The sequence below is a fragment of the Anaerocolumna sedimenticola genome, assembly GCF_009931695.1.
In the GTDB taxonomy this organism is placed as follows: domain Bacteria; phylum Bacillota; class Clostridia; order Lachnospirales; family Lachnospiraceae; genus Anaerocolumna; species Anaerocolumna sedimenticola.
The window spans coordinates 410208-432852 of record NZ_CP048000.1 but is presented as its reverse complement, the minus strand read 5'-3'; the positions used below and the strand labels follow the sequence as shown (position 1 = coordinate 432852).

At 35.4% G+C, this 22645-nt stretch carries 19 protein-coding genes, 1 other RNA gene, 2 pseudogenes and 1 riboswitch; of the genes and pseudogenes, 16 read left to right on the top strand and 6 right to left on the bottom strand.

Annotated features, from left to right (window positions below):
* Positions 1-3: 3 nt before the first annotated feature.
* From pstB to Ana3638_RS01765, 4 genes are all read left to right on the top strand, one after another.
* Positions 4-762 (top strand): phosphate ABC transporter ATP-binding protein PstB, encoded by a 759-nt coding sequence (gene pstB / locus Ana3638_RS01780; protein WP_161836482.1) that lies wholly within the window; start codon positions 4-6, stop codon positions 760-762.
* A gap of 176 nt (positions 763-938) precedes the next feature.
* A complete protein-coding gene (gene phoU / locus Ana3638_RS01775) occupies positions 939-1586 on the top strand; it encodes a phosphate signaling complex protein PhoU (protein WP_161836480.1) in 648 nt (215 codons plus the stop codon).
* 124 nt (positions 1587-1710) lie between these two features.
* Positions 1711-2409 carry a response regulator transcription factor gene (locus tag Ana3638_RS01770; RefSeq protein WP_161836478.1) on the top strand — a complete coding sequence of 233 codons (699 nt, stop codon included), beginning with the start codon at positions 1711-1713 and terminating at the stop codon, positions 2407-2409.
* Positions 2410-2423: 14 nt separating this feature from the next.
* Positions 2424-4172 (top strand): HAMP domain-containing sensor histidine kinase, encoded by a 1749-nt coding sequence (locus Ana3638_RS01765; RefSeq protein ID WP_161836476.1) that lies wholly within the window; start codon positions 2424-2426, stop codon positions 4170-4172.
* Between the two features lie 197 nt (positions 4173-4369).
* On the opposite strand, the gene Ana3638_RS01760 is transcribed toward Ana3638_RS01765, so the two are convergent.
* Positions 4370-5041, bottom strand: coding sequence for a TIGR01906 family membrane protein (locus tag Ana3638_RS01760; protein WP_161836474.1), 672 nt, complete (start codon positions 5039-5041; stop codon positions 4370-4372).
* Positions 5042-5340: 299 nt separating this feature from the next.
* Positions 5341-5426, top strand: a riboswitch (ZMP/ZTP riboswitch).
* Positions 5427-5569: 143 nt separating this feature from the next.
* Here Ana3638_RS01760 and purH point away from each other — a divergent pair.
* On the top strand, positions 5570-7123 hold the full coding sequence (gene purH, locus Ana3638_RS01755; RefSeq protein ID WP_202621552.1) for a bifunctional phosphoribosylaminoimidazolecarboxamide formyltransferase/IMP cyclohydrolase: 1554 nt from the start codon (positions 5570-5572) through the stop codon (positions 7121-7123).
* 255 nt (positions 7124-7378) lie between these two features.
* Here purH and Ana3638_RS01750 read toward each other — a convergent pair whose 3' ends face one another.
* On the bottom strand, positions 7379-7579 hold the full coding sequence (locus Ana3638_RS01750) for a cold-shock protein (protein ID WP_161836471.1): 201 nt from the start codon (positions 7577-7579) through the stop codon (positions 7379-7381).
* 444 nt (positions 7580-8023) lie between these two features.
* On the opposite strand from Ana3638_RS01750, the gene Ana3638_RS01745 reads away from it, so the two are divergent.
* Both Ana3638_RS01745 and Ana3638_RS01740 read left to right on the top strand, forming a co-directional pair.
* Complete coding sequence (locus Ana3638_RS01745; RefSeq protein ID WP_161836469.1) at positions 8024-8581, top strand: hypothetical protein; 558 nt, start codon at positions 8024-8026, stop codon at positions 8579-8581.
* A 38-nt stretch (positions 8582-8619) separates the two neighbouring features.
* Entirely contained in the window at positions 8620-10215 is a 1596-nt protein-coding gene (locus tag Ana3638_RS01740) for a flotillin family protein (protein WP_161836467.1), read from the top strand.
* A 109-nt stretch (positions 10216-10324) separates the two neighbouring features.
* Here Ana3638_RS01740 and Ana3638_RS01735 read toward each other — a convergent pair whose 3' ends face one another.
* Entirely contained in the window at positions 10325-10969 is a 645-nt protein-coding gene (locus tag Ana3638_RS01735; RefSeq protein ID WP_161836465.1) for an Ig-like domain-containing protein, read from the bottom strand.
* Between the two features lie 304 nt (positions 10970-11273).
* On the opposite strand from Ana3638_RS01735, the gene Ana3638_RS01730 reads away from it, so the two are divergent.
* The 6 genes and pseudogenes from Ana3638_RS01730 (at position 11274) to Ana3638_RS26990 (ending at position 16792) form a co-directional block, all read left to right on the top strand.
* Complete coding sequence (locus Ana3638_RS01730; RefSeq protein ID WP_161836463.1) at positions 11274-11966, top strand: response regulator transcription factor; 693 nt, start codon at positions 11274-11276, stop codon at positions 11964-11966.
* A 146-nt stretch (positions 11967-12112) separates the two neighbouring features.
* Positions 12113-12424: a hypothetical protein gene (locus Ana3638_RS01725; RefSeq protein ID WP_161836461.1), complete on the top strand. Its 312-nt coding sequence runs from the start codon at positions 12113-12115 to the stop codon at positions 12422-12424.
* 89 nt (positions 12425-12513) lie between these two features.
* Positions 12514-13598, top strand: a pseudogene (locus Ana3638_RS01720) (sensor histidine kinase).
* Between the two features lie 62 nt (positions 13599-13660).
* A non-coding RNA gene (gene ssrS, locus Ana3638_RS01710) (6S RNA) lies at positions 13661-13840 on the top strand.
* A gap of 112 nt (positions 13841-13952) precedes the next feature.
* On the top strand, positions 13953-15878 hold the full coding sequence (locus tag Ana3638_RS01705) for an NAD(+) synthase (RefSeq protein WP_161836457.1): 1926 nt from the start codon (positions 13953-13955) through the stop codon (positions 15876-15878).
* A gap of 42 nt (positions 15879-15920) precedes the next feature.
* A pseudogene (locus Ana3638_RS26990) lies at positions 15921-16792 on the top strand (DegV family protein).
* A 207-nt stretch (positions 16793-16999) separates the two neighbouring features.
* Here the strand turns inward: Ana3638_RS26990 and Ana3638_RS01695 are convergent.
* The gene (locus Ana3638_RS01695) at positions 17000-17446 is read right to left on the bottom strand and encodes a hypothetical protein (RefSeq protein ID WP_161836455.1); all 447 of its coding nucleotides are present in this window, start codon (positions 17444-17446) and stop codon (positions 17000-17002) included.
* Positions 17447-17877: 431 nt separating this feature from the next.
* On the opposite strand from Ana3638_RS01695, the gene Ana3638_RS01690 reads away from it, so the two are divergent.
* From Ana3638_RS01690 to Ana3638_RS01680, 3 genes are all read left to right on the top strand, one after another.
* Entirely contained in the window at positions 17878-18714 is an 837-nt protein-coding gene (locus Ana3638_RS01690) for a helix-turn-helix domain-containing protein (RefSeq protein WP_161836453.1), read from the top strand.
* 171 nt (positions 18715-18885) lie between these two features.
* Positions 18886-19776, top strand: coding sequence for a carbohydrate ABC transporter permease (locus Ana3638_RS01685; protein ID WP_246241056.1), 891 nt, complete (start codon positions 18886-18888; stop codon positions 19774-19776).
* Positions 19777-19793: 17 nt separating this feature from the next.
* Positions 19794-20633, top strand: a complete 840-nt coding sequence (locus tag Ana3638_RS01680) for a carbohydrate ABC transporter permease (protein ID WP_161836451.1) — start codon at positions 19794-19796, stop codon at positions 20631-20633.
* Between the two features lie 322 nt (positions 20634-20955).
* Here Ana3638_RS01680 and Ana3638_RS01675 read toward each other — a convergent pair whose 3' ends face one another.
* Entirely contained in the window at positions 20956-21384 is a 429-nt protein-coding gene (locus Ana3638_RS01675; RefSeq protein WP_161836449.1) for a PPC domain-containing DNA-binding protein, read from the bottom strand.
* A 125-nt stretch (positions 21385-21509) separates the two neighbouring features.
* Complete coding sequence (locus Ana3638_RS01670) at positions 21510-22532, bottom strand: LacI family DNA-binding transcriptional regulator (RefSeq protein ID WP_161836447.1); 1023 nt, start codon at positions 22530-22532, stop codon at positions 21510-21512.
* Between the last annotated feature and the right edge of the window lie 113 nt (positions 22533-22645).

Below are 22645 nucleotides of genomic sequence, written 5' to 3'. Positions count from 1 at the left end.
AAGGTGAATGATATAACAAAATTTTCGGTGTCGGATTTAAACTTATTTTACGGTAATTTCCAAGCCTTAAAAAATATAAATATGGATATAGCAAAAGGAAAAATTACTGCTTTTATCGGACCTTCCGGGTGTGGAAAATCTACCTTTCTTAAAACAATTAACCGAATGAATGATTTAATTGAAGGGGTAAAAATAACCGGTAATATTACCATGGATGGTGTGGACATTTATAAGGATATGGATGCAATCCAATTAAGAACCAGAGTTGGAATGGTATTCCAACAGCCAAATCCATTTCCAATGAGTATTTATGATAATGTTGCTTATGGTCCCAGAATACATGGAATCCGTAAGAAAAATGCACTGGATGAAATAGTGGAAAAATCTCTCAGACAGGCAGCTATCTGGGATGAAGTAAAAGATAAATTAAAGAAAAGTGCTCTGGCGGTTTCCGGCGGTCAGCAGCAGAGAATCTGTATTGCCAGGACTTTAGCCATCGAACCGGAAGTTATTTTAATGGATGAACCGACTTCAGCCCTGGACCCAATATCTACTTTAAAAATAGAAGATCTCGCTACGGAATTAAAAAAGTTTTATACCATAATAATTGTTACCCATAATATGCAGCAGGCAGGCAGAATTTCGGATAAAACCGCATTCTTTCTAACAGGAGAAGTGATAGAATACGGTGAAACAGAACAGATATTTAATAAACCCAGGAATAAAAAGACAGAAGATTACATTACCGGAAGATTTGGTTAATTACTACTTGAAAAATAATCAAAAAATACTTAATATGAAATTGTATAAATTATTTTACACATTAGATCATCAGTAATAGAACCGAATAAGAAGTTTCAAAATTGTTTTTTATTCAGTAAAGTCAATAGTCTTTTAAGTTAAGCGGGCCTGTGATAACAGGCAGATAGGAGCCAGTGATGAGACAAAGTTTTATTGCACAACTTGAAGAATTAAATAATAATGTAATTAAAATGGGAAGTATATTAGAATTATCAACGAATGAAATGATTCTTGCACTTAATAATACCGATGTGGACATAGCAAAAAAGATTATAACCCGTGATGATGAAATTGATTTGCTGGAACAACATATAGAAAGGGAATGTATTAACATTATAGCAAAACAGCAGCCCCTTGCCACCGATCTTAGAAAAATCACTTCAATTATGAAAATTATCACGGATATTGAAAGAATTGCTGACCAATGCTCCGACATTTCGGAATATATTATCAAACTGAGTAAATTGCCGAAAATAAACGCACCGGAATATTTGACAGAGATGATCAGTGCTATGAAAAAAATGGTGAGTGATACGATAGACAGCTTTGTAGAAGCAGATTTGGAGAAAGCCTCCAGGGTAATTCCGGCAGATGATGAGGTGGATAAGTATTTCCTTAAAATAACGGAAGAATTATCTGAAATGATGCAAAATGATCCCAAATCAGTTCCTCAATGTATTTGCTATCTTATGATTATAAAATATTTGGAAAGAATGGCAGACCATGCAACCAATATTTCTGAATGGATAACGTTCATCATTACAGGTGATTTGGCTTTGGGTTAAACATATTTAATAATAGCTTAAGCGTTGATTCAAGGAATGCTGGCCAAGTTTAGTTGAAATAAAATTTCAACAAGTATTAACGAATATCATGATTTTGTATTTGATATTCAGAAAAGAGGTTATTATGAAATCAATATTGGCGGTTGATGATGAAGAACACATTCTGGAACTACTTGCCTATAATCTGGAGCGTGATGGATATCATGTAATAAAAGCAGAAACCGGAGAAGATGCACTGGATATATTGGAGAAAGAAAAAGTTGATATTGTTTTGTTAGATTGGATGCTTCCCGGAATTGACGGTATAGAAGTATTAAGAAGAATCAGAGCCAATAAGGTACTTCGTACCTTACCGGTTATTTTCCTGACCGCAAAAGGAGATGAAATCAGTAAGGTGGTAGGACTTGAGGTCGGATCGGATGATTATTTGGTGAAACCCTTTGGAGTTCATGAACTATTAGCAAGAATTAAAGCCGTATTAAGAAGAAGCGAAAGTAATTTTGACATAGAAGAAGCAGAAAAAGAAGAGAAGATAGTCATTGATTACCTGGAAATAAACCGTGCCAGAAGAACCGTCACCGTGAAAGGTGTACCGGTGGAGTTATCCTTTAAAGAATTTGAATTATTGTATCTGCTTGCTAAAAACCGGGGTATCGTTTTTACCAGGGATAATCTTTTGGAAAAAGTATGGGGATATGATTACATTGGAGAAACCAGAACCGTAGATGTTCATGTTAGTAATCTGAGAAAAAAAATAGAACAGGATGAAAGTCATCCCATCTATATTAAAACGGTAAGAGGAATGGGGTATAAATTTGCATAAGGGAGGTTTTTACTATGCATAAAAAGTTAATCATAAGTTATTTGACAATAATCTTACTTGCCATCGGTATCTCCACAGGTATTTTCTGGAGCAAAGGTTATCGGTTTATCTATACGCAGAGTCAGAACTATTATTTAACTCAGGCTAAATTAATGGCAGATATCTTTTCGGATGAAGATTTTAAAAATATTCAGGATTATGAGACCTTTGTAAACAAATATGCAGATAAATATAAGGTGAGAATTACTATAATTGATCGGAATGGCGAGGTTTATGCTGATTCCGATACAAGCCAGCCGTTAGAGAACCACAAAAACCGCGAAGAAGTAAAAAAGGCGTTAAATGGAGAGAGTGTAACAGTAAACCGTTATTCAAAGACGATGGGACAGCAGTATTCCTACAGCGCAGTGCCGGTTAAAACCGATGATCTGGATGGAGTACTAAGAGTATCTTTGCCGTTATCAGAGCTCAATGCCTTAAACGGACATATGTTTTATTCCATTATATATGCCATTCTAATTTGCTTTATCATTGCTGTAGTTGCTGCAATTCTTTTTACCGGGATTTTAGCAAAACCGATTCATGAAGTTGCAAATGCAGCCGAGCGTATATCAAACGGTGATTATAATATTAAAATTTATACAAGGGATAAATCTGTGGTAGGCAAATTAGCGGAATCTTTTAATATTATGTCTAAAAACCTAAAAGGTACCATAGAGAATCTGACACAGCGTAACGCGGAATTAGAAGCGATGTTAAGCAGTATGACTGCCGGGGTCGTGGCAATTGATGATTCCAATGAAATATTATTCTTTAATAAAGCATTTTTAGAAATTGTAAATCCGACGAATCAGGAAATCCTGGGTCATTCCCTTTATAATATATTAAGAAATGCAGCCGTATTTGATGCAATTGATGAGGTCCGTGAAAAAAATATAAGCGTGGAGGAAGAGGGTACCCTGGCAAGGGAAAATCTAAGGAATATCCGTGTGACCGCTACTCCCCTAGGTTTGGATGGTGCTAAATATTTCGGTGTCTTATTAATTATTGAAGACATTACTAAGATTAAGAAACTGGAAAGTATACGTAGTGATTTTGTATCCAACGTAACTCACGAATTAAAAACGCCCCTTACCTCTATACGCGGGTTTATCGATACTTTAAAAGGCGGGGCAATTAAAGAGGAAGCTGTTGCAAACCGTTTTCTTGATATTATTGATATAGAAGCAGAACGTTTATTCAGTTTAATTCAAGATATTCTTCTTTTATCAGAAATTGAATCGAAAAGAGAATACGAAACCATACCCTTAGATATGAATGAATGTATTAATTCCGTAATAGAACTTTTAGAATCGAAAGTATCGGATAAGGTGAAGGTTATTTTTGAACCCGAACCTTATTTAAAACCTTTTCTCTGCAACCCTGACCGTATGAAGCAATTATTAATTAACCTGCTGGACAATGCAATGAAATATACGGAGGAAGGCAGTATTACCATAAGCTGTAAGGAAGAAGACAATAAATTAATTTTACAGATTAAAGACACGGGAATCGGTATCGGAAAAGAACATTTGTCCCGTATATTTGAACGGTTTTACCGCGTGGATAAAGGCCGTTCCCGGAAGCAGGGAGGGACCGGTCTGGGCTTGTCTATCGTTAAGCATATAGTAGAACTTTATAGCGGGAATATTCAGGTGGATAGTAAACCGGGAGAGGGTACGGAATTTAAGATAAGTTTACCTTATAATGGCAATATGAAATAAGGTTGCTGCATAATTCATAAATTAACTATCTAGGAAATATGGCATTCAGGTAATTGCAAGATAAAATTGCTATTTTTTATATAACGTTTTAATTCCTACAATTTCAGAGCTGAATCTTGCCCTATAGGCAACTGAAGCTCTGAATTCGTAGGAATTGTATGGTATAGAAATCAATATAGTTTTGCGATTACCTAATTTTAATAATACCTATTATTATTCGTGAAATCATAACTAAAGCGGCCTCTTCTTTTTCTTCTGGAGAACAGAAACAGAATCAGACTGCCCAGTACTACAAAAGCTATAATTACAATCAGCGCATGTAAGAAAAAAGTATCCGGCAATATGGTTATAATCGGATCCGTAGCAGGATCAAATAACCAATAGTTATTTCGGAAGAATATTTTATGGAATATAATAAAAGCCTGATCAAAATTAATTGCACAACCTATTGCCACTATGGCAGGAATAACAAGAACCGTGATGGAAGATACCATCAGGTAACTGAAATCCTTTTTCTTTCTTTTATAAACGATAATAATGAGCGCTGCAATTAAAGTTACGATACCAATGTAATAGAAGGATACAAAGATATTTTTAACTTCAGAAAAATGTTTAAGCCCGGAGGGAGATGCAGGCAGGGTTGGAAACTTAAGGTCTCCTTTATAGAAAGGAGAATTATAATCAATAAGAGCATCATAGTTTTCAAGAATAACATCTCTGCTGATCCCGGATGATGCTTCAATATTTAAATTGGATATATCCATATAATAAATAAACCTGAAATTAACGGCAGCTATAACTCCGATGGATATGAACAGTAAAGTAAATACTAATCCTATTAGAATATCTGTAAATTTAAACCTTTTCATAAAAGACTCCTTATTTTAAGTACTGTTAGTTGCCATATTACACTAGTGTAACCAATAATTATAATAATCATTATATATCATAACACATATTTATTCAATTCATGATTTTTCAAGGTTGATTAAATAGTAACAGTTCCTCAAGCTGAACTGTAACATTAAATATACCGGACATTTGGAGTCATCCAATATATCCATTGGCTTAAATTATAAGCTGGATTTATGGGTTTTTATTAACATAAATGAAGAATTAGAAGCGTAAAGGGGATTGTAATTTAAAATAATATATAGTAAACTATCATTAGAATTTGTATGACTGGCGGAAAGTGGGAATTAACCCACGGGGAGTACAAAATAATAAAAACAGCCGACCGCCTGGGCAGCCTAAAGTAACCTTATATATTTAGATATATATGGGATCAGCTGGGTTACCCGGGCGTTTTTTTTAACTTATTTTGAGAATCGGAATAATTTAAACCATATCAGAAAACCCATTCTCAGAAGAAACCCATGATTTATAAGGAGGTTAACATGAGAGCATTAATTAGTGTATCGGACAAAACTGGAATCGTTGAATTTGCAAAGGAATTGGTATTACTTGGTATCGAAATCATTTCCACAGGAGGCACTTATAACAAGTTAAAGGAAGCCGGAGTAGCTGCCATAGAAATATCCGAATTAACCGGTTTCCCCGAATGTCTTGATGGAAGGGTAAAAACCCTGCACCCAATTGTTCACGCAGGTCTGCTTGCCATGAGAAGTAAACCGGACCATATGAAACAATTAAAAGATTTAAATATAGAAACCATTGATATGGTTGTGGTTAATTTATATCCCTTTAAGGCAACTATATTAAAAGAAAATGTAACCAGAGAAGAAGCGGTTGAAAATATTGATATCGGCGGTCCTACCATGCTTCGCTCCGCAGCAAAAAACTATCAGGATGTTACGGTCATTGTTGATCCGGATGATTATAAAGAAGTATTAGAGCAGTTAAAAGTAAAAGGAGAAGTCTCCCTGGACACCAAATTTTATCTGATGCAGAAAGTATTTATGCATACATCTAATTATGATACCATGATTGCTGATTATTTAAAAAATCAAAGAAATGACCATGAACTTCCTGATACCCTGACCTTAACCTATGAAAAAGTGCAGGATATGAGGTATGGTGAAAATCCTCATCAAAAAGCTGCATTTTACAGGGAAATCGGTAAGAAAAAAGGTTCTATCACGGACGCAGTACAATTAAATGGGAAAGAATTGTCTTTTAATAATATTAATGATACCAATGGTGCTCTGGAATTATTGAAAGAATTCACAGAACCTACGGTAGTTGCCTGCAAGCATGGTAATCCCTGCGGTGTCGGCAGTGCGGATAATATATTAGATGCCTGGACGAAAGCCTTTGAAGCAGATAAAGTATCCATCTATGGCGGTATCGTGGTAATTAACAGAGAGGTTACCTTAGAGTTAGCCGAAGAAATGAAAAAAGTCTTTCTGGAAGTAATTGTGGCTCCCGCTTATGACAAAGCTGCCCTTGAATTATTACAGACTAAGAAAAACGTCAGAGTACTGGAATTACGAGATATTGATGTTCCGCAGGAGGAACATGCCTATGATTTAAAGAAAGTTAACGGAGGTTTAATCGTTCAGACGATTGACAGTAAATTATTAATAGAAGAGGAATTAAAAGTAGTAACCGACCGTAAACCAACCGATAAAGAAATGGAAGATATGTTATTTGCCTGGAGAGTGGTTAAATTTGTAAAATCTAACGGTATTGCCCTTGCAAAAGATAAGCAAACAGTGGGAATCGGGCCGGGTCAGGTTAACCGTGTATGGTCTACAAAACAGTGTATTGAGCATGCTGCAGAATTAATTAATGAAGATGCAACGAAAGGTGCAGTATTGGCATCGGATGCATATTTTCCTTTTGATGACAGTGTGGAAGCAGCACACCAGGCTGGCATCACAGCCATTATCCAACCCGGCGGCTCCATCCGTGATGAGGATTCCATTAAAAAATGTAACGAATACGGCATTGCAATGGTATTCACCGGAATGAGACATTTTAAACATTAATGATACAAAAAGAGTCTGGCTTACCGGACTCTGGCTCTGAGCCGTTGCAGTGACTAATTACTTTAGATTGTCATGCGCATTTACCAAGAATAAAAAGACAAAAAAGAGGATGTCTGGCATATGCCTTAAGACATCCTCTTTTCGTTATAACCTTTACGTATAAATCCATATATATGATTAATTAATTTAAATTCATTAACATGTTTATTATTTATTACGTATAGCTCTTGATTATAACTTACTTCTTAAGCTTAATTAAAGCTTTGTTACATTAGCAGCCTGAGGTCCTTTTTCTCCGTTAACAACTTCGAATTGAACTTCCTGTCCTTCTTCCAGAACTTTGAAGCCATCCATATTGAGTGCTGAGAAATGCACGAATACATCGTTGCCCTCTTCGTCTGATAGGAAACCAAACCCCTTTTTAGCATTAAACCATTTTACTGTACCCTTCTTCATAAATTGCCTCCTAGTGCTTTTAAAAAATTGAATTATGTTAAATACCATTATTAGTAATGATAGACTTAATTTACCACAAAAGGTATTAAATGTCAATCTTTGGAGCAAATACAAATGCCCAAATTTACTGATATTTTTTGGTATAAATGTCTTATTTCATAACAAATAGTTCCATATCAGGATCTTATTTTTAATGAAATTTTAATTTGCATGTAAGGCTGGTTTAATCTGGGAGACATATGATAGATATAAGTAAGAAAATAGGTAATTGCGAAACTCACATATTGTATCTATATACCATGCAATTAATACAATTTCAGAGCTGAATTTTGCCCATAGGGCAGCTGAAGCTCTGAAATTCGTATCAATTGTACGGTATATTCAAAAAACTATATAGTTTCGCAATTGCCTATAAGTAAGAAAGAAATGAAAGGAGAGAACGTAATGTTGTTAGCTTTTCAGGTATGTTTCTTTACAAGTATTGGTTTAATTATTATTTCCTTTTTGCTGGGAAGTATTTTTGATATTATCGGTTTGGATGGATTCGATCTGGACTTTCATTTATTTGGGAATACCTTGTTAATACCGGCCAGCCCAATATTACTGGAAGCCTTTTTTTTGGTTTTTGGCGGGATTGGGTGGATATTGCTAGATATTAATTTAAATTTCCCCAAATTCGTTATTCTCTTGTTATCATGTATTGCCGGTATATTTGTAAGTCTTTCGGTGCATAAATTAGTGCTTGCACCGTTAAAAAAAGCACAAAATACCAGTGCTCCTAACATAGAAGATTTAGTGGGATTAAAAGCAACTGTGACAGAATCCATTTATTCCGATGGATTTGGTGAAATAAGATATGTTATTAATGGAAACAGTTTTACCTCACCTGCTAAATCAACCAACGGAGGTCAGATTAAAGCAGGAAAAGATGTTGCAATCTGTTGGATAGAAGACTATGTATTTTACGTAGCCAGTTTGGATGATATCGGTACGCAGATTTAAATCTCGTAGGATATAAATAAATTTTAGGAGGAAGTATTATGGAAGCAATATTTATTGCCGGTTTTATCGCCGGAGGAATCATCTTAATATTATTGCTGATTACGGCAATGTGGAAAAGGGTTCCCCAGGATAAAGCTGTTGTGGTAACCGGTCTTAAGAAGAGAGTCATATCCGGCGGCGGTGGTTTTGTAATACCGTTATTGGAGCGTTCGGATAAGATCTCATTAGAAAACATGAAGATTGAGATAAGGACCGAGGGAGCAAGGACGGAACAGGGTGTTGATATCCGAGCCGACGGTGTTGCTGTTATTAAGGTAAAAAGCGATAAGGAGAGTATTTTAAGTGCCGTAGAGCAGTTTAATACGGGTAAAGAGCAGCAGACGATTGAAATTATTAAAGATACTGCAAAAGACGTCTTAGAGGGTAAATTACGAGAGATTATATCCAAAATGACTGTGGAAGAGATATATAAAGACCGTGAGAAATTTGCATCCCAGGTACAGGAGGTAGCAGCAGTAGGGTTAGCAAGTATGGGTCTGGAATTAAAAGCTTTCACGATTCGAGACATATCCGATAAAAACGGGTATTTGGAAGCTTTGGGTGTGCCTAGAATTGCAGAGGTAAAAAAGAATGCGGCGATTGCAGAAGCCGAAGCTTTAAGAGAAACAAAAATTAAGGTATCCGAAGCAGAAAGACTTGGTGAAGAAGCTAAAATCGTGGCAGGAACCCATGTTGCGGAAGCGAATAAAGAAAAAGAATTAAAAATCCAGGCCTACCGTGAAGAGCAGGAAACAGCTAAGGCTAGAGCAGACGCCGCTTATGAAATAGAGAAAAATAAAGTTACAAAAGAAGTTACGGAAACTGCTATGCTGGTAGAATTAACGAAAAAGGAAAAAGAAACGGAGATTCAGGAAAAAGAGGCATACAGACGGGAAAAAGAACTCCTTGCAACGGTAAATAAGCAGGCAGATGCGGATATGTATAAAATAAGCAAGCAGGCAGATGCCCGGAAATATTCCGAATTAAAAGAGGCCGAAGCTTACAGTATGGCAATTAAAGTAAAAGCGGAAGCAGAAGCGGAGGCAATACGAATTAAAGGTGAAGCGGAAGCGAAAGCAATTCTTGCAAAGGGTAGTGCGGAAGCGGAAACCATGGAGAAAAAGGCGGAAGCATACAAACAGTATAATAATGCAGCCGTAACTCAGATGATAATCGAAAAACTGCCGGAAATCGCTACAGCTATTGCAGAACCATTATCAAAGACAGAAAAGATAGTAATTATTGATAATGGGGGAGGGACGGACGGTTCCTTAAAAGGTGCGGCTAAAGTTTCCGGATATGTAACGGATATTGTCGGTAAACTTCCGGAAACCATCGAAGCACTGACCGGATTTAATTTCATGGATGCAATTAAATCAAAATACATGAAACAGCCGGCTTACGGGGATGAAAGCGATACAGGAGGTATTGTTCTTAAGGGAGCTTTAGAGAGTGCAAATGTGGATATATTAGAAAACGTGCAGGAAAATATACAGGAAAATACTATACAAGAAGATACACAAGAAAATAAACAAGAGGATATAACAGGGACAAAAGGTAGTATCGGTTTTGCCGGATTCGAAATCGAAAGTTAAAAGCTATAAAAGGATAAGAGGAAAAGTATAATAAGAGAAGAAATTCAAGGAACTGAAAAAATTATAAAGACTACCAGAATATTATTTGGCAGTCTTTATAAATCCCTGATTAATTTGCAATACCTGTATCAACATCTTCTTCTACTACTGTTACTTTACACATATCATATTTACCGTTACCGATTGAAGCAAATATATACGTGGAACCAGCTTTTTTAGCTGTAATTCTGCCTCCAGCACTAACACTGGCTACTTCCGGGTTATTGCTTGAGAATTTTGCTTCTTCCACAGTATTATTTGGTTTTAAAATTGCAGTTAAGGAAGTTTTACTTCCAACTGTCATGGTAACTTCAGATTTGGTCAATATAACGCTGATTGCCGGAGGACCTACCGTTACTTCACATTCTAATGTAGCAATAGTTTTTAGGCCGTCCTTGACAGTTACGGTAATGATTGCCTTTCCGAAATCTACAGCAGTAATAGTACCCTTATCATCTACAGTAGCGATGGAAGCAGAATCGGATTTGTATGATACCTTATGGCTGTCCAAAATATTATATATTTTCAGAGCATATGTGGTATCTTTTACAATTGATTTACTGCTTACATTGAGCTTAATTGCATTTTGATCCTCATCAACCGTGGATGCTTTCGCAATTATACTATTACCGGCAATAGGAACTGGTATGATTACAGTGAAGAATAAATACAAGCCCAGTGCCAACAGACACTTTTTAAATAAAAATTGTTTCATGGCTTTGTCCTCCAAAATTTCATTCTTCCCCAGGTTGTTTGCAAATGCAAACATAATAGTAAAAAAAGAATTTTTCACACTCACCTATCATAAAATTACTATAATACTAGTTTTTGTCAGAAACGTGGCAAAATCTTAAAAAAAACTTAAGAATTAAAGGAGAATTTTAATATATATTGTTCCATTTACTCTTGTTTTTAACCAGACTTATAGGCTATAATATTTAAGAATACAAAAATATACAAAACTTAATTGTAATATTATAAATATTTAAAATGTTTTAAATTAATCGGAGGAAAACACCATGCAATATATTTTAATTGCCGATGACAATCATGATATCACTGATGTATTATCTACCTATTCCAAAAAAGAAGGATTAGAGCCAATCATTGCTTATGACGGGGAAGAAGCATTTCGTTTATTCGAACATTATAATCCGGCTGCCGTGTTACTTGATGTTATGATGCCAAAAGAAGATGGTTACGAGGTATGCCGTAAGATTCGGGCAAAATCAAATGTGCCGGTTATTTTAATTACAGCCAGGGGAGAAGATTTTGAGCGAATTATGGGACTGGATATAGGAGCAGACGATTATATTGTAAAACCATTCAGTCCAAGTGAAGTAATGGCCCGTATCAGGGCGGTTCTCAGGAGAATGACCCGGACAGAAAAAGATTTAAAGTCCGGTAATATAATAAGCTTATGTGATATGATAATTAATTTAGATGAATATACCTTACATATAAACGGTAAAAAAATGTCATTAACCAAAAAAGAGATTGAGACCATGTGGACTTTAGCAAAAAATCCGAACAAAGTTTTTACCAGGGATAATTTATTAGACAGTTTGTGGGGTTTTGATTATTTTGGTGACAGCCGTACAGTAGATTCACATATTAAACGCCTCAGGGCAAAATTAGATGCAGTGGAACATCCTGACTGGAATATTAAGACAATCTGGGGTGTTGGCTATAAATTCGAGATTGCTGAGTAAATAATAATCAGAAAGGGAGTTTGGGATTGCTGTAAAACAGCACAAAATCTGTGTATTGTTATCATACACAAGATTTTGCATACCCCCCCTTTTTATTTTGGATACAGAATATCACATCAAGTGTTGTGGAATGTCATAGGTGTAAAATGGATAAGAAGAATAAGGTCAGGTCAAGAAGCCGGCTCTTTTTAAAAGTGTACATAAATTATGCAATTATGTTAACGGTATTAGCCGTGTTGGTTGGTCTTATATTTATGAATTTATATAAGACGAAAACCATGGATAATTATAAATACAAGCTGCAAAACCAGGCTACCAGCATAGCAGGACAATTATCTGAATTTATTATAAATGGCGAAGAGGATAATTATATAGAAGATTTGGATACATTAGGAAAATTGGATCCGGATACTCCGGATATCTGGACAATATCCAATCCCAATGCGGTTCACCCCTGAACAAAAACCTTGAAAATGTAGATTTAGATGATGTAAAACTATCACAGGATTGTATCGATGTCATAGAATCCGCATTCCATAATCAGGTCATGTATGCCAACGGATATTATGAAGAGTTAGGCGGTGAATCTGCCATACTTGGTATGCCGGTTACTATTAATGGAGAAATTGTTGGGGCTATCTTCCTCCGCTCTGAGATAAAGGATCAGGAAGAAATTATACGAAGCAGTATGTATTTGATTTTCTTAAGTGTTGGAGTTGCTCTTTTTATATCCTTTATCATTGCGATTGTTTTTGCAAAAGGCCTCTCAACCCCCATATCTAAAATGAGAAATACGGCACTAGAATTAGCAGACGGTAAATATGACAGCAAGACAAATATTAAACGGAAAGATGAAATCGGAGATTTAGCCAGAACCATTGATATTCTGGCTGAGGAATTAAAAGAAAATGAAATTGAGCGCCAGAACAGGGAACAGGCCCGAATCGATTTCTTTGCCAATGTATCCCATGAACTCAGAACCCCTATAACCGTTATCAGGGCTTATACGGAAACCCTGGTGGACGGGGTTATTACGGATGAGGAAAAGGTAAAGCAATACTATTTAAGAATGCTGTCTGAATGTAAAGGTATGGAGCGGTTAGTTGGAGATCTGCTGTTATTATCTAAAATGCAAAATCCTGATTTTGTTGTTGAAAAAGAACCTGTTAACATACTACAGGTTTTCGATGAACTAATTCGAAGCATACACGCCATCAGTGAAGAAAAAAATATTCAAACAGAAATTGTTAAGGATCAACCGTTTTATATGATGATGGGTGATTATGACCGTCTAAGACAGATGTTTCTTATCATTTTAGATAATGCCATTAAGTTTTCAAATGAAAATTCTACCATACACATAAAATTATCTAAGTTGGACAAACTAAAAATATCAATAAGAGATGAGGGCATTGGAATTTCGAAAGAAGATTTACCAAGTATATTCGACAAATTTTACAAATCAAAATTAAAACAAATGAACAAGGTTCCGGCCTTGGACTTGCAATAGCCAGACAAATAGCAACAAAACACGGTGGCAATATAGAAGTTTCCAGTACCTTGGGTATCGGCACGGAATTTGTTTTTACTTTCCAATGCTTGGAAGAATATGTAGAAGAGTTAAACATTTAGGACTAATTATGTCACAAAAAACTTGAAAAATTCGTTATGGTAATGTATAATAAAGTCACAAGAAGTTCCTGGGATGTACGACACTCCTGTTATTTTGAACCTACATGATATAATAAGGGATTCCTACATCCGTAAGATTATGTCAGGCCACCATTTGCAGTGGAAGACAGAGGCTTATGTGCGGAAACCCACCTAGCTTGGGCTAGGAGTCAAAATACAGGAAACGGCGTTTCGGGTACATGAACAAAAGATGAAGGGCAGCTTTAGCTGCCTTTTTTTACATGAGGTGAATGACCTACAAGTATTATTAATATCCTTAATAAAGTGTTGTAAAAAGCGCAGATGGGAGTTTACATGAATCACGGATTTGTTAAAGTTGCAGCCGCAACGCCTAAGATACAGGTTGCGGGGTGCAAATACAATGCAGACAGAATAATTGAGATCATTGAGAAAGCAGAAAATAATCAAGTGAAAGTGCTGGTATTTCCTGAATTATGCCTTACCGGATATACTTGCGGTGAGTTGTTTTTACAGGATACTTTATTAAATAGTGCATTGGAACAACTTGGCAGGATAGTAGAATTTACTCTTGGAAAGGATGTTTTGGTTACTCTTGGAGTACCTGTATGTACGGAAGGAAAATTATATAATACGGCTGCAATGATACAGAATGGGCAGTTATTGGGACTGGTTCCAAAGAAAAATCTGCCGAATTATTCTGAATTTTATGAAGCAAGATATTTTAATCCAGGCCATGAGAAAACCGAAGTTATTTTGGTTAATGGAAAAAAGGTACCTATGGGTACTAATTTACTGTTTCGCTGTGCTAATTTACCATCCTTAACCATTGGTATTGAAATTTGCGAGGATTTATGGGTTCCGGAACCTCCAAGTGTCAGACATGCCATGGCAGGAGCAACGGTTATTTTGAATCTTTCCGCCAGTGATGAAACGACCGGTAAAGATAGATACCGGTTTGATTTGATTAAAATGCAATCCGCCAGATTAGTCTGCGGTTATATATATGCTGATGCCGGAGAAGGGGAATCTACAACGGATTTAGTATTTGCCGGGCATAACCTGATTGCGGAGAATGGAAATATATTAAAACAATCGAAACGGTTTGAGAATGAATTTATTTTTTCTGAGCTGGATGTACAGAAGTTAATGAATGAAAGAAGAAGAATGACTACTTTTACGCACACATCCTTTCAGGAATATGAAATTATAGAATTTAGGTACCGGTTAAGTGATCCTTTACCGGAAACAAAATTAACACGATTTATTGATAGAGCACCTTTTGTACCTGGTGTAAAAGAAGACCGGGACAGAAGATGTGAGGAAATTATTCATATACAGGCTTACGGTTTAAAGAAAAGATTAGAGCATACCTGCGCTAAAAATGCTGTAATCGCTATATCCGGCGGCTTGGATTCTACACTTGCACTGTTAGTTACCTGTAAGGCCTTTGATCTGCTGCAGTTAGACAGAAAAGGAATTATTACGGTAACCATGCCTTGTTTTGGAACAACAGACCGCACTTATCAAAATGCTCTTTCCTTAGCAGAGCATCTTGGAACTACCTTAATGGAGATACCAATACAGGAAGCAGTATTACTTCATTTTAAAGACATTGGTCAGGACAAGGATAAGCACGATATTACTTATGAGAATTCCCAGGCCAGGGAAAGAACACAGATAATAATGGATTTAGCCAATAAATATAACGGTTTTGTAATTGGAACAGGAGATATGTCAGAGCTTGCACTTGGCTGGGCTACCTATAACGGAGACCATATGTCCATGTATGGTGTGAATTCTTCCGTGCCAAAGACATTAGTGCGTTATTTAGTTTCTTATTTTGCAGAAACAGCAGAAGAGGAGAGTTTAAAAGACGTTCTGTTTGATATTTTGGATACTCCTGTCAGCCCGGAACTATTACCACCGGTAGAAGGCTTAATATCACAAAAGACGGAAGATATTGTAGGGCCTTATGAATTACATGATTTTTACATGTATTATATCTTAAGATTCGGTTTCACACCATCCAAAATATACCGCTTAGCCGTTATAGCATTTGATGGGATTTATGATAAGGAAGTAATTTTAAAATGGCTGAAAGTATTTTACCGTCGTTTCTTTTCACAGCAGTTTAAGAGATCCTGTCTGCCGGATGGACCTAAGGTCGGATCCGTTGCAGTATCTCCCAGAGGAGATCTTCGAATGCCAAGTGATGCCAGTGCTGCTTTGTGGCTTGAGGACCTTAACAATATAAAGTAAATTATTTTACTAACTAAATAAGAAAAATACAGGGGGATAAAAATGGCTTTAAGAATTATTACAGATTCTGCTTCTGATGTACCGAAATGGTTAGTGGAGAAATATAAACTTCATGTTATACCCACGCCGGTTGTAATTAATGAAAAAGATTACTTTGACGGGGAAACCATTATGCCGGAAGAATTTTATGATATTCTGCGGGCAGGGACTGAGGTAAAGACTTACCATATCAATTCTTTTATGTTCCATAAAAATTTTGAACCTTATGCCATAAATAAGGATGAGGTAATTTATATCTGTTTTTCTACCGGTATAGCAGGAACTTTTAATGCTGCTAATTTGGCTAAAACAGAACTTTTGGAAGAATACCCTGATTTTGATCTTACTATTATAGACTCCAAATGTGCTTCCCTTGGATTTGGAATTGTAGTGGAAAAAGCATTACAGATGGTGCAACGGGGGTTCCTAAAAAGGTAATTATTGAAGCAATCCGTTTTTATTGCGATAATATGGAGCATATTTTTACGGTTGAAACGCTGGATTACCTCTATAAAGGCGGAAGGTTGAGCAGAACTTCAGCTATAGCGGGCGGACTTCTTGATATTAAGCCTATTATAGAAGTAGATAATAACGGAGCATTAGTTGCTATAGAAAAGGTAAGAGGGCGTATACGCTCCCTTAAAAGGTTAGTTGATATTGTAGGAGAACGGGGTGTGGATCTTACGAGTCAGACCATAGGACTTGTTCATGGTGACGATATAGAAACAATGAATATGGTAAAAAATATGCTGATTGAAAAATACGGCTGCAGAACTTTTTTAGAGAGTTATGTAGGTTGTGCAATTGGAGCGCATACCGGCCCCGGGATAATCGGAATAATCTTTTTAAGTGAAAAATCACCATATTTAATTTAAAAAAATAAAAATTCCTATAACAGATGAATTGCGGAAAAGCACTGTATTTTATCAAAGGCTTGAAATCTGTCTCTGATAAGTTGTATAATACATAGAAAATTAGCCTCCCCATATCTTGAAATAAACTATGTTAGGGAGGCTATTGTTTTATGTAAGTATTACGAATATGATATGATCTTAGATACTGGCCGGTATAAATCAATGTAGTTACTTATCCTTTAAATCAGGTGAAGCTTTTGCCAGAGCAGCTTTAATCGCATCCAGTAATAAAGTCTGAGTGTATTTACTGTCCTCAGAAACTTCGATTGAGTTTATATCAACTCCGTCTACTAATTGTTCTGAAATATCATTTAATGATGGTTCAACTAATGGAAACATTGTAGTAATGGAGTCGTCGATGTTAACGATACGAACAGAATTAATATGGTCTTTATCCAAAACTACTTCCAAATTCAACGCGGCGTCATTCAGAACCAATGTTGAATTATATACTCCGGGTGTATATTGGGTTCCTGACATAGTTGCTGTAGTATCTTCTTTTTTGTTCAAAAACATAATTACTAAAAGGATAATCAGCAGTATACCCAGGCCTGCAAATAGTGCCGTATATATAATTTCTTTTAAGTGAATAACAACAATTTTTGTTTTTGACATATTTTGCACCATGCCTTTCCTGGTAGATGTTCACTTTTTTCAAAGTATAAAACATATATTAACTTTCCGTGAACGGTACCAATTTCAGTTCAACATGTGTGGTAAGGAAATTCACACATTAGCCTCCATAAGAATACTTTATATATCTTATTATGGATTTTTTAATTTTATGATTATTTAATAAATAAAAGTCCAAATAAAAAATAAACTTTTTGTTTTAATTCTTTTAGGAAGAAGAAAAATATGTTTTAACACTTCATATAAAAAGTCATTATTTTACAAAAATATTGTATTGCCTGTTATGCTTCTTGCATTAATTTATGTAAAATAGTAAAATTATTGTATCTGATAGGTTGAATTTAATTAATAGAATGGCGATATATTTGGGGGAAGAATAACCAATTATATTATGAATTGAAGGAGAGAATGCTGTGGGTGAAGATAAAGAAGGAAGGAACTGGAGTATAATCGTTAGAGATGAATATATATCCAAGAAGCATTGGCATAATGAACTTGAATTTGTATTTGTTATTTCTGGTTCTCTTTTTATTAATATTGACGATATCCTGTATGAAATAAAGGAAGGGGAAACTTTCATTATCAGCAGGGGTACCGTTCACTATTATATTGAACCGGAAGGTAAGAGTAAAGTCTGCATTGTTAAATTGCCCTTGGATTTTACTTCTGGTTTTTCCAAAGAAACAAAAGAATATTTTGTGAAATTCTATAAAGACGTTTTATTAATCAAAAAAGATCAGGTTATGCAGGACATTTTTCATGTCTTACAAGGGATTATCGGCCGTAAAAATAGTATAATACAGGAGAGTATATTAGTTTCCAAGATAATAGATATAACGGTTAATTTATCAGAATATCCTGATCTGGTAAAAAACCGGGTGATTTCTAAATCAAACAATGACTCGGAAATCATGGAGAGAATGTTAAGCTATCTGAATGAACATCTGAATGAAAAAATAACGCTGACTGAAATAGCAACACATTTGGGATTTAGTGAAAGTTATTGTTCAAAGTATATAAAGAAAAAGACGAATATGAATTTCCTGGAGTATTTAAATAATGCCAGAATATTAAGGGCGGAAGAAATTTTGAGAACAACGGATACTTCTGTCACGGAAATAGCCTATATGACCGGATTTACAAGTATACAATCCTTTAATCGTGTATTTAAAAGTCTATGTGATGTAAGTCCCTCTGAGTACAGAAAACGTTTACATGACAAAAATCATGATATATTGGATAAAAAGTGAGATGATATAATTGTAAAATTGTATATAATTACTATTGTAAGCATGTAGCGCATATAGAAATAATTACATTACTTCTTAAAAGGGAAATAATTTTAAAGAAGTACTTTCTATAGCTTGAGTGTATAAGTAAACGATTACATTATTGGACTTGGAAGGAGGATAATTTTGAAAGTGAAAAAGAAACGTGGTTTGGGTGGTAAATCTTTTGTGGGGTATTTATATTTAGCACCATGGCTGATTGGGTTATTTGGTTTGACAGCCTTTCCCATGGTGATGTCATTTTATTTTTCGCTTTGTAGATATGATATGCTTACAAAGCCGAAATTTATTGGGATTAGTAATTACTTAAATCTTTTTTCTGATCCAAAGCTGATTAAGAGTTTAGAGGTAACGGTAAAATTCGTATTTATCAGTGTACCGCTGCAATTGGCGTTTGCCTTGTTTATTGCCTTGCTCTTAAAAAGAAATCGTAAGGGGATAAGAGTATACAGGGCTATTTTTTATTTACCGTCTTTATTTGGCGGCAGTGTTGCTGTTTCAATTTTATGGAAAGAACTTTTCAACAAAGAAGGCTTATTTAATAAGTTAATAGGTATTTTCGGCATAGATGGAATTAACTGGATAGCAACCCCCAGGACTGCGCTGAATACTTTAATTGTATTAGCAATCTGGCAATTCGGTGCTTCCATGGTTATATTTTTAGCGGCCCTAAAACAGATTCCGGAAGATTATTATGAAGCTGCCAGAATTGACGGAGCAGGTAAGATCAGACAATTTTTTGGTGTTACATTACCAATCTTAACACCAATGGTATTTTTCAATATTGTAATGGCGTTTATCAACGCATTCCAAAGCTTTACTTCAGCGTATGTTATAAGCGGAGGAACAGGTGCACCACTTAATTCTACCTTGTTTTATTCTCTGTACTTGTATATGAAAGCATTTGGTCAGTTTAACATGGGATATGCCGCAGCCATGGCCTGGGTATTACTTGTTATTATTGGAGCATTTACAGGATTATTATTCCTAAGTGCGAAAAAATGGGTTTTCTATGATGAATAAGAAAGGAATAGCATATTATGAAGAAAAGTCACATTAGAGAAATATCATATCATATATTTCTAATTGTATTTGGTGTAGGTATGTTATACCCGCTGATTTGGATGCTGTTTAGTTCCTTTAAGCCAAATACTGAAATTTTTAAAGGTTTATCCTTATTACCGCAGCAATGGATTATCGATAATTATATAGAGGGTTGGAAAGGAATCTCCGGAGTAACTTATGCCAAGTTCTTTTTAAATTCTTTCTTCCTGGTAATTTGTGCAGTTATCGGTAATGTATGTTCCTGTATCTTAGCTGCTTATGCATTTGGAAAATTAAAATTCCCTCTGAAAGGTTTCTGGTTTTCCATCATGTTAGTCACATTAATGCTTCCTATGCATGTTAAATTAATTCCTCAATATATTATGTATAACTCTTTCGGCTGGGTTAATACATATTTGCCCTTAATCGTTCCGAAATACTTAGCCACCGACGGTTTCTTCATCTTTTTGATGACTCAGTTTATCAGAGCCTTGCCAAGAGAAATTGATGAAGCAGCGATTGTAGATGGCTGCGGTACCTTTAAGTTATTTGCAAGAATTGTAGTTCCTTTGTCCATACCTGCGATTATTACAACTTCTATCTTTACATTTTTATGGACCTGGAATGATTTCTTCGGTCAGATGATTTACATTAGTGATGTTAAGAAATACACGGTATCATTAGCACTAAGACAATTTATTGACACTATGGGTAACAGTTCCTGGGGCGGTTTATTTGCAATGTCCATACTGTCGCTGGTTCCGTTATTTATGATGTTTGTAATATTCCAAAACTATTTGGTAGAGGGTATTACAGCAGGCAGTGTAAAAGGCTAGTGCGCTGTTACATTCATCTTTAGTCAAACAGCACACCAACCTCCCCCATTTTAAATAGATTTCAGGCAAAAAGCCTGTCTTAAAACTTATTCCGGATTATTATTTGAGTATCAGATAATAGGTATATGTTTTGAGACAGGCTTTTTGCTTGGTGGATATCTAATTACATGATGCAAATTATGAAAAATATTGGAGTATAAAACCATACAAATAAAAAGGAGCCGCAGCTAAATTCTTTCACATAACACAGTTCTGAGAATTTACCGCAGCTCCTTTTCATATGGGTGGAACCTTAAGTAAGATGTGGGTTAACTTCAATGGTTTAGATGGTATCAATGTAGGATATTCCAAACTCATCAAGTTTTCTGGTTAAGTTAAAATCTTTCAGTTCAAGAATTGCTAATTCTGCAAGATATTGAACCTCACAACCCGGTTCCATATGACCTGCATACATTTTATCGGGTTCTGAAATCGTAAGATGAAAATGGGGTTCACCGTTAATGATAATACCTTGTGCTGAGCCTAATTCAATAGGCTTTTCAATGGTAATATATTCGTTAACGGACAATTCTTCCGTATTTGTGATAACATGCAAAGAAGCTTTTCTTAAAGAACCGATAGCAGATAAGAGTACTCCGTTTTTTATACCTAAGCGGTTTATTTCTTTTTGAACACTTTCCAGGATACATTCACCTTTTCCCAGATGCATAATCACGGTTCTGCCATAATTAGTAGTAGTGAAAGTTTTCATAATAATTACTCCTTTTATAATAAATAAGATATGCCGCTGTCAGACATCATCCATTATTAAGAGTAATCGTTTACTTATTTAGTATACCAAAAATTCAGCTACAATTCAAGTGGGTAACCTTAAAATCAGGATATTCGTATAATTGCGTTGCCATGTATCATGGTAGGGCTGAAAATATATTCCCGGTTATCAATCGTATTATCTTCAATTCTCTCCAGGATAGCTTTACCTGCAGCCAATCCGATTTTATAAGGATCATAATCTGCTACGGTAGGACGTGTCGTCATTAATTCCAGATTATCAATTCCGTTGAATCCGGCAATGGAAATCTGGTCAGGGACAGGTATTTGGAATTCCTTTAAGGCTTTTAATGCACCTAAAGTCATAGCATTATTTGTGGCTAAGACAGCAGTAGGTTCAAGGGGCAGGTTTTGCATAAATTTAATTCCCTCATATCCGGATTTTAAGGAATAGTCACCCTCATAACGGAAGGGATAGTTTTTTGTAACATCTATGCCTATTTCCTCCATTGCTTTTTGAAATCCGTTAAAACGTTCCTTGGTATTACTTAAGTTAGGAGGCCCTTCCATTAATAAAATTTTTCTATGGCCCTTATCAGTTAACTCCTTTGTTAATAAATACATACCTAGGTCATTATTACAATCTGCAAAATCTCCGTGAAAACCGGGGGTGTTCAAACGACGGTTAACTAGTACCATTGGAAGAGTTTTATTAATATGTAGAATAAAGGAATCGTTTTTACCGCATGTATTAAGAACTAATGCATCTATACTTTTCCCTAATAATAATTTCAAATACCGTTCTTCTACATCTTTATCATTACCCGTACTGCAGACTATAAGATTATAATTATTAGGTTTTATTATATCTTCTATTGCTTTTGCAATCATGATGTGGTATCCGTTAGAAATATCGGAAGTAATATAGCCGATGATACCGCTTGTGTTCATCTTCAGGCTTCTTGCTATAGAATTGGGGATATATCCAAGTTCATCCACGGCTTTAAGAACTTTCTGTTTAATATCAGATGTTACAAAGTAATTGTCATTAAGGACGCGGGATACTGTAGCTACCGATACTCCACTTCGTTCTGCCACATCTTTGATGGTTATTTTTTGTCCTGGCATTGAATGCCCCTCCTATTTCGAAAATAAATTATTTAGTAATAACGCTTAAAAAAATAGAATTTATAGATAGGTACGTCTGTGGTTAAAACTCTTCACAACGTATTAAGTTTTTT

What these genes read in the sequence shown, in the direction of transcription:
- phoU (WP_161836480.1), top strand. Translation starts at nt 939, where the DNA reads ATGAGACAAAGTTTTATTGCACAACTTGAAGAATTAAATAATAATGTA.
- Ana3638_RS01770 (WP_161836478.1), top strand. Translation starts at nt 1,711, where the DNA reads ATGAAATCAATATTGGCGGTTGATGATGAAGAACACATTCTGGAACTA.
- Ana3638_RS01765 (WP_161836476.1), top strand. Translation starts at nt 2,424, where the DNA reads ATGCATAAAAAGTTAATCATAAGTTATTTGACAATAATCTTACTTGCC.
- Ana3638_RS01760 (WP_161836474.1), bottom strand. Translation starts at nt 5,041, where the DNA reads ATGAAAAGGTTTAAATTTACAGATATTCTAATAGGATTAGTATTTACT.
- purH (WP_202621552.1), top strand. Translation starts at nt 5,570, where the DNA reads ATGAGAGCATTAATTAGTGTATCGGACAAAACTGGAATCGTTGAATTT.
- Ana3638_RS01750 (WP_161836471.1), bottom strand. Translation starts at nt 7,579, where the DNA reads ATGAAGAAGGGTACAGTAAAATGGTTTAATGCTAAAAAGGGGTTTGGT.
- Ana3638_RS01745 (WP_161836469.1), top strand. Translation starts at nt 8,024, where the DNA reads ATGTTGTTAGCTTTTCAGGTATGTTTCTTTACAAGTATTGGTTTAATT.
- Ana3638_RS01740 (WP_161836467.1), top strand. Translation starts at nt 8,620, where the DNA reads ATGGAAGCAATATTTATTGCCGGTTTTATCGCCGGAGGAATCATCTTA.
- Ana3638_RS01735 (WP_161836465.1), bottom strand. Translation starts at nt 10,969, where the DNA reads ATGAAACAATTTTTATTTAAAAAGTGTCTGTTGGCACTGGGCTTGTAT.
- Ana3638_RS01730 (WP_161836463.1), top strand. Translation starts at nt 11,274, where the DNA reads ATGCAATATATTTTAATTGCCGATGACAATCATGATATCACTGATGTA.
- Ana3638_RS01725 (WP_161836461.1), top strand. Translation starts at nt 12,113, where the DNA reads ATGGATAAGAAGAATAAGGTCAGGTCAAGAAGCCGGCTCTTTTTAAAA.
- Ana3638_RS01705 (WP_161836457.1), top strand. Translation starts at nt 13,953, where the DNA reads ATGAATCACGGATTTGTTAAAGTTGCAGCCGCAACGCCTAAGATACAG.
- Ana3638_RS01695 (WP_161836455.1), bottom strand. Translation starts at nt 17,446, where the DNA reads ATGTCAAAAACAAAAATTGTTGTTATTCACTTAAAAGAAATTATATAT.
- Ana3638_RS01680 (WP_161836451.1), top strand. Translation starts at nt 19,794, where the DNA reads ATGAAGAAAAGTCACATTAGAGAAATATCATATCATATATTTCTAATT.
- Ana3638_RS01675 (WP_161836449.1), bottom strand. Translation starts at nt 21,384, where the DNA reads ATGAAAACTTTCACTACTACTAATTATGGCAGAACCGTGATTATGCAT.
- Ana3638_RS01670 (WP_161836447.1), bottom strand. Translation starts at nt 22,532, where the DNA reads ATGCCAGGACAAAAAATAACCATCAAAGATGTGGCAGAACGAAGTGGA.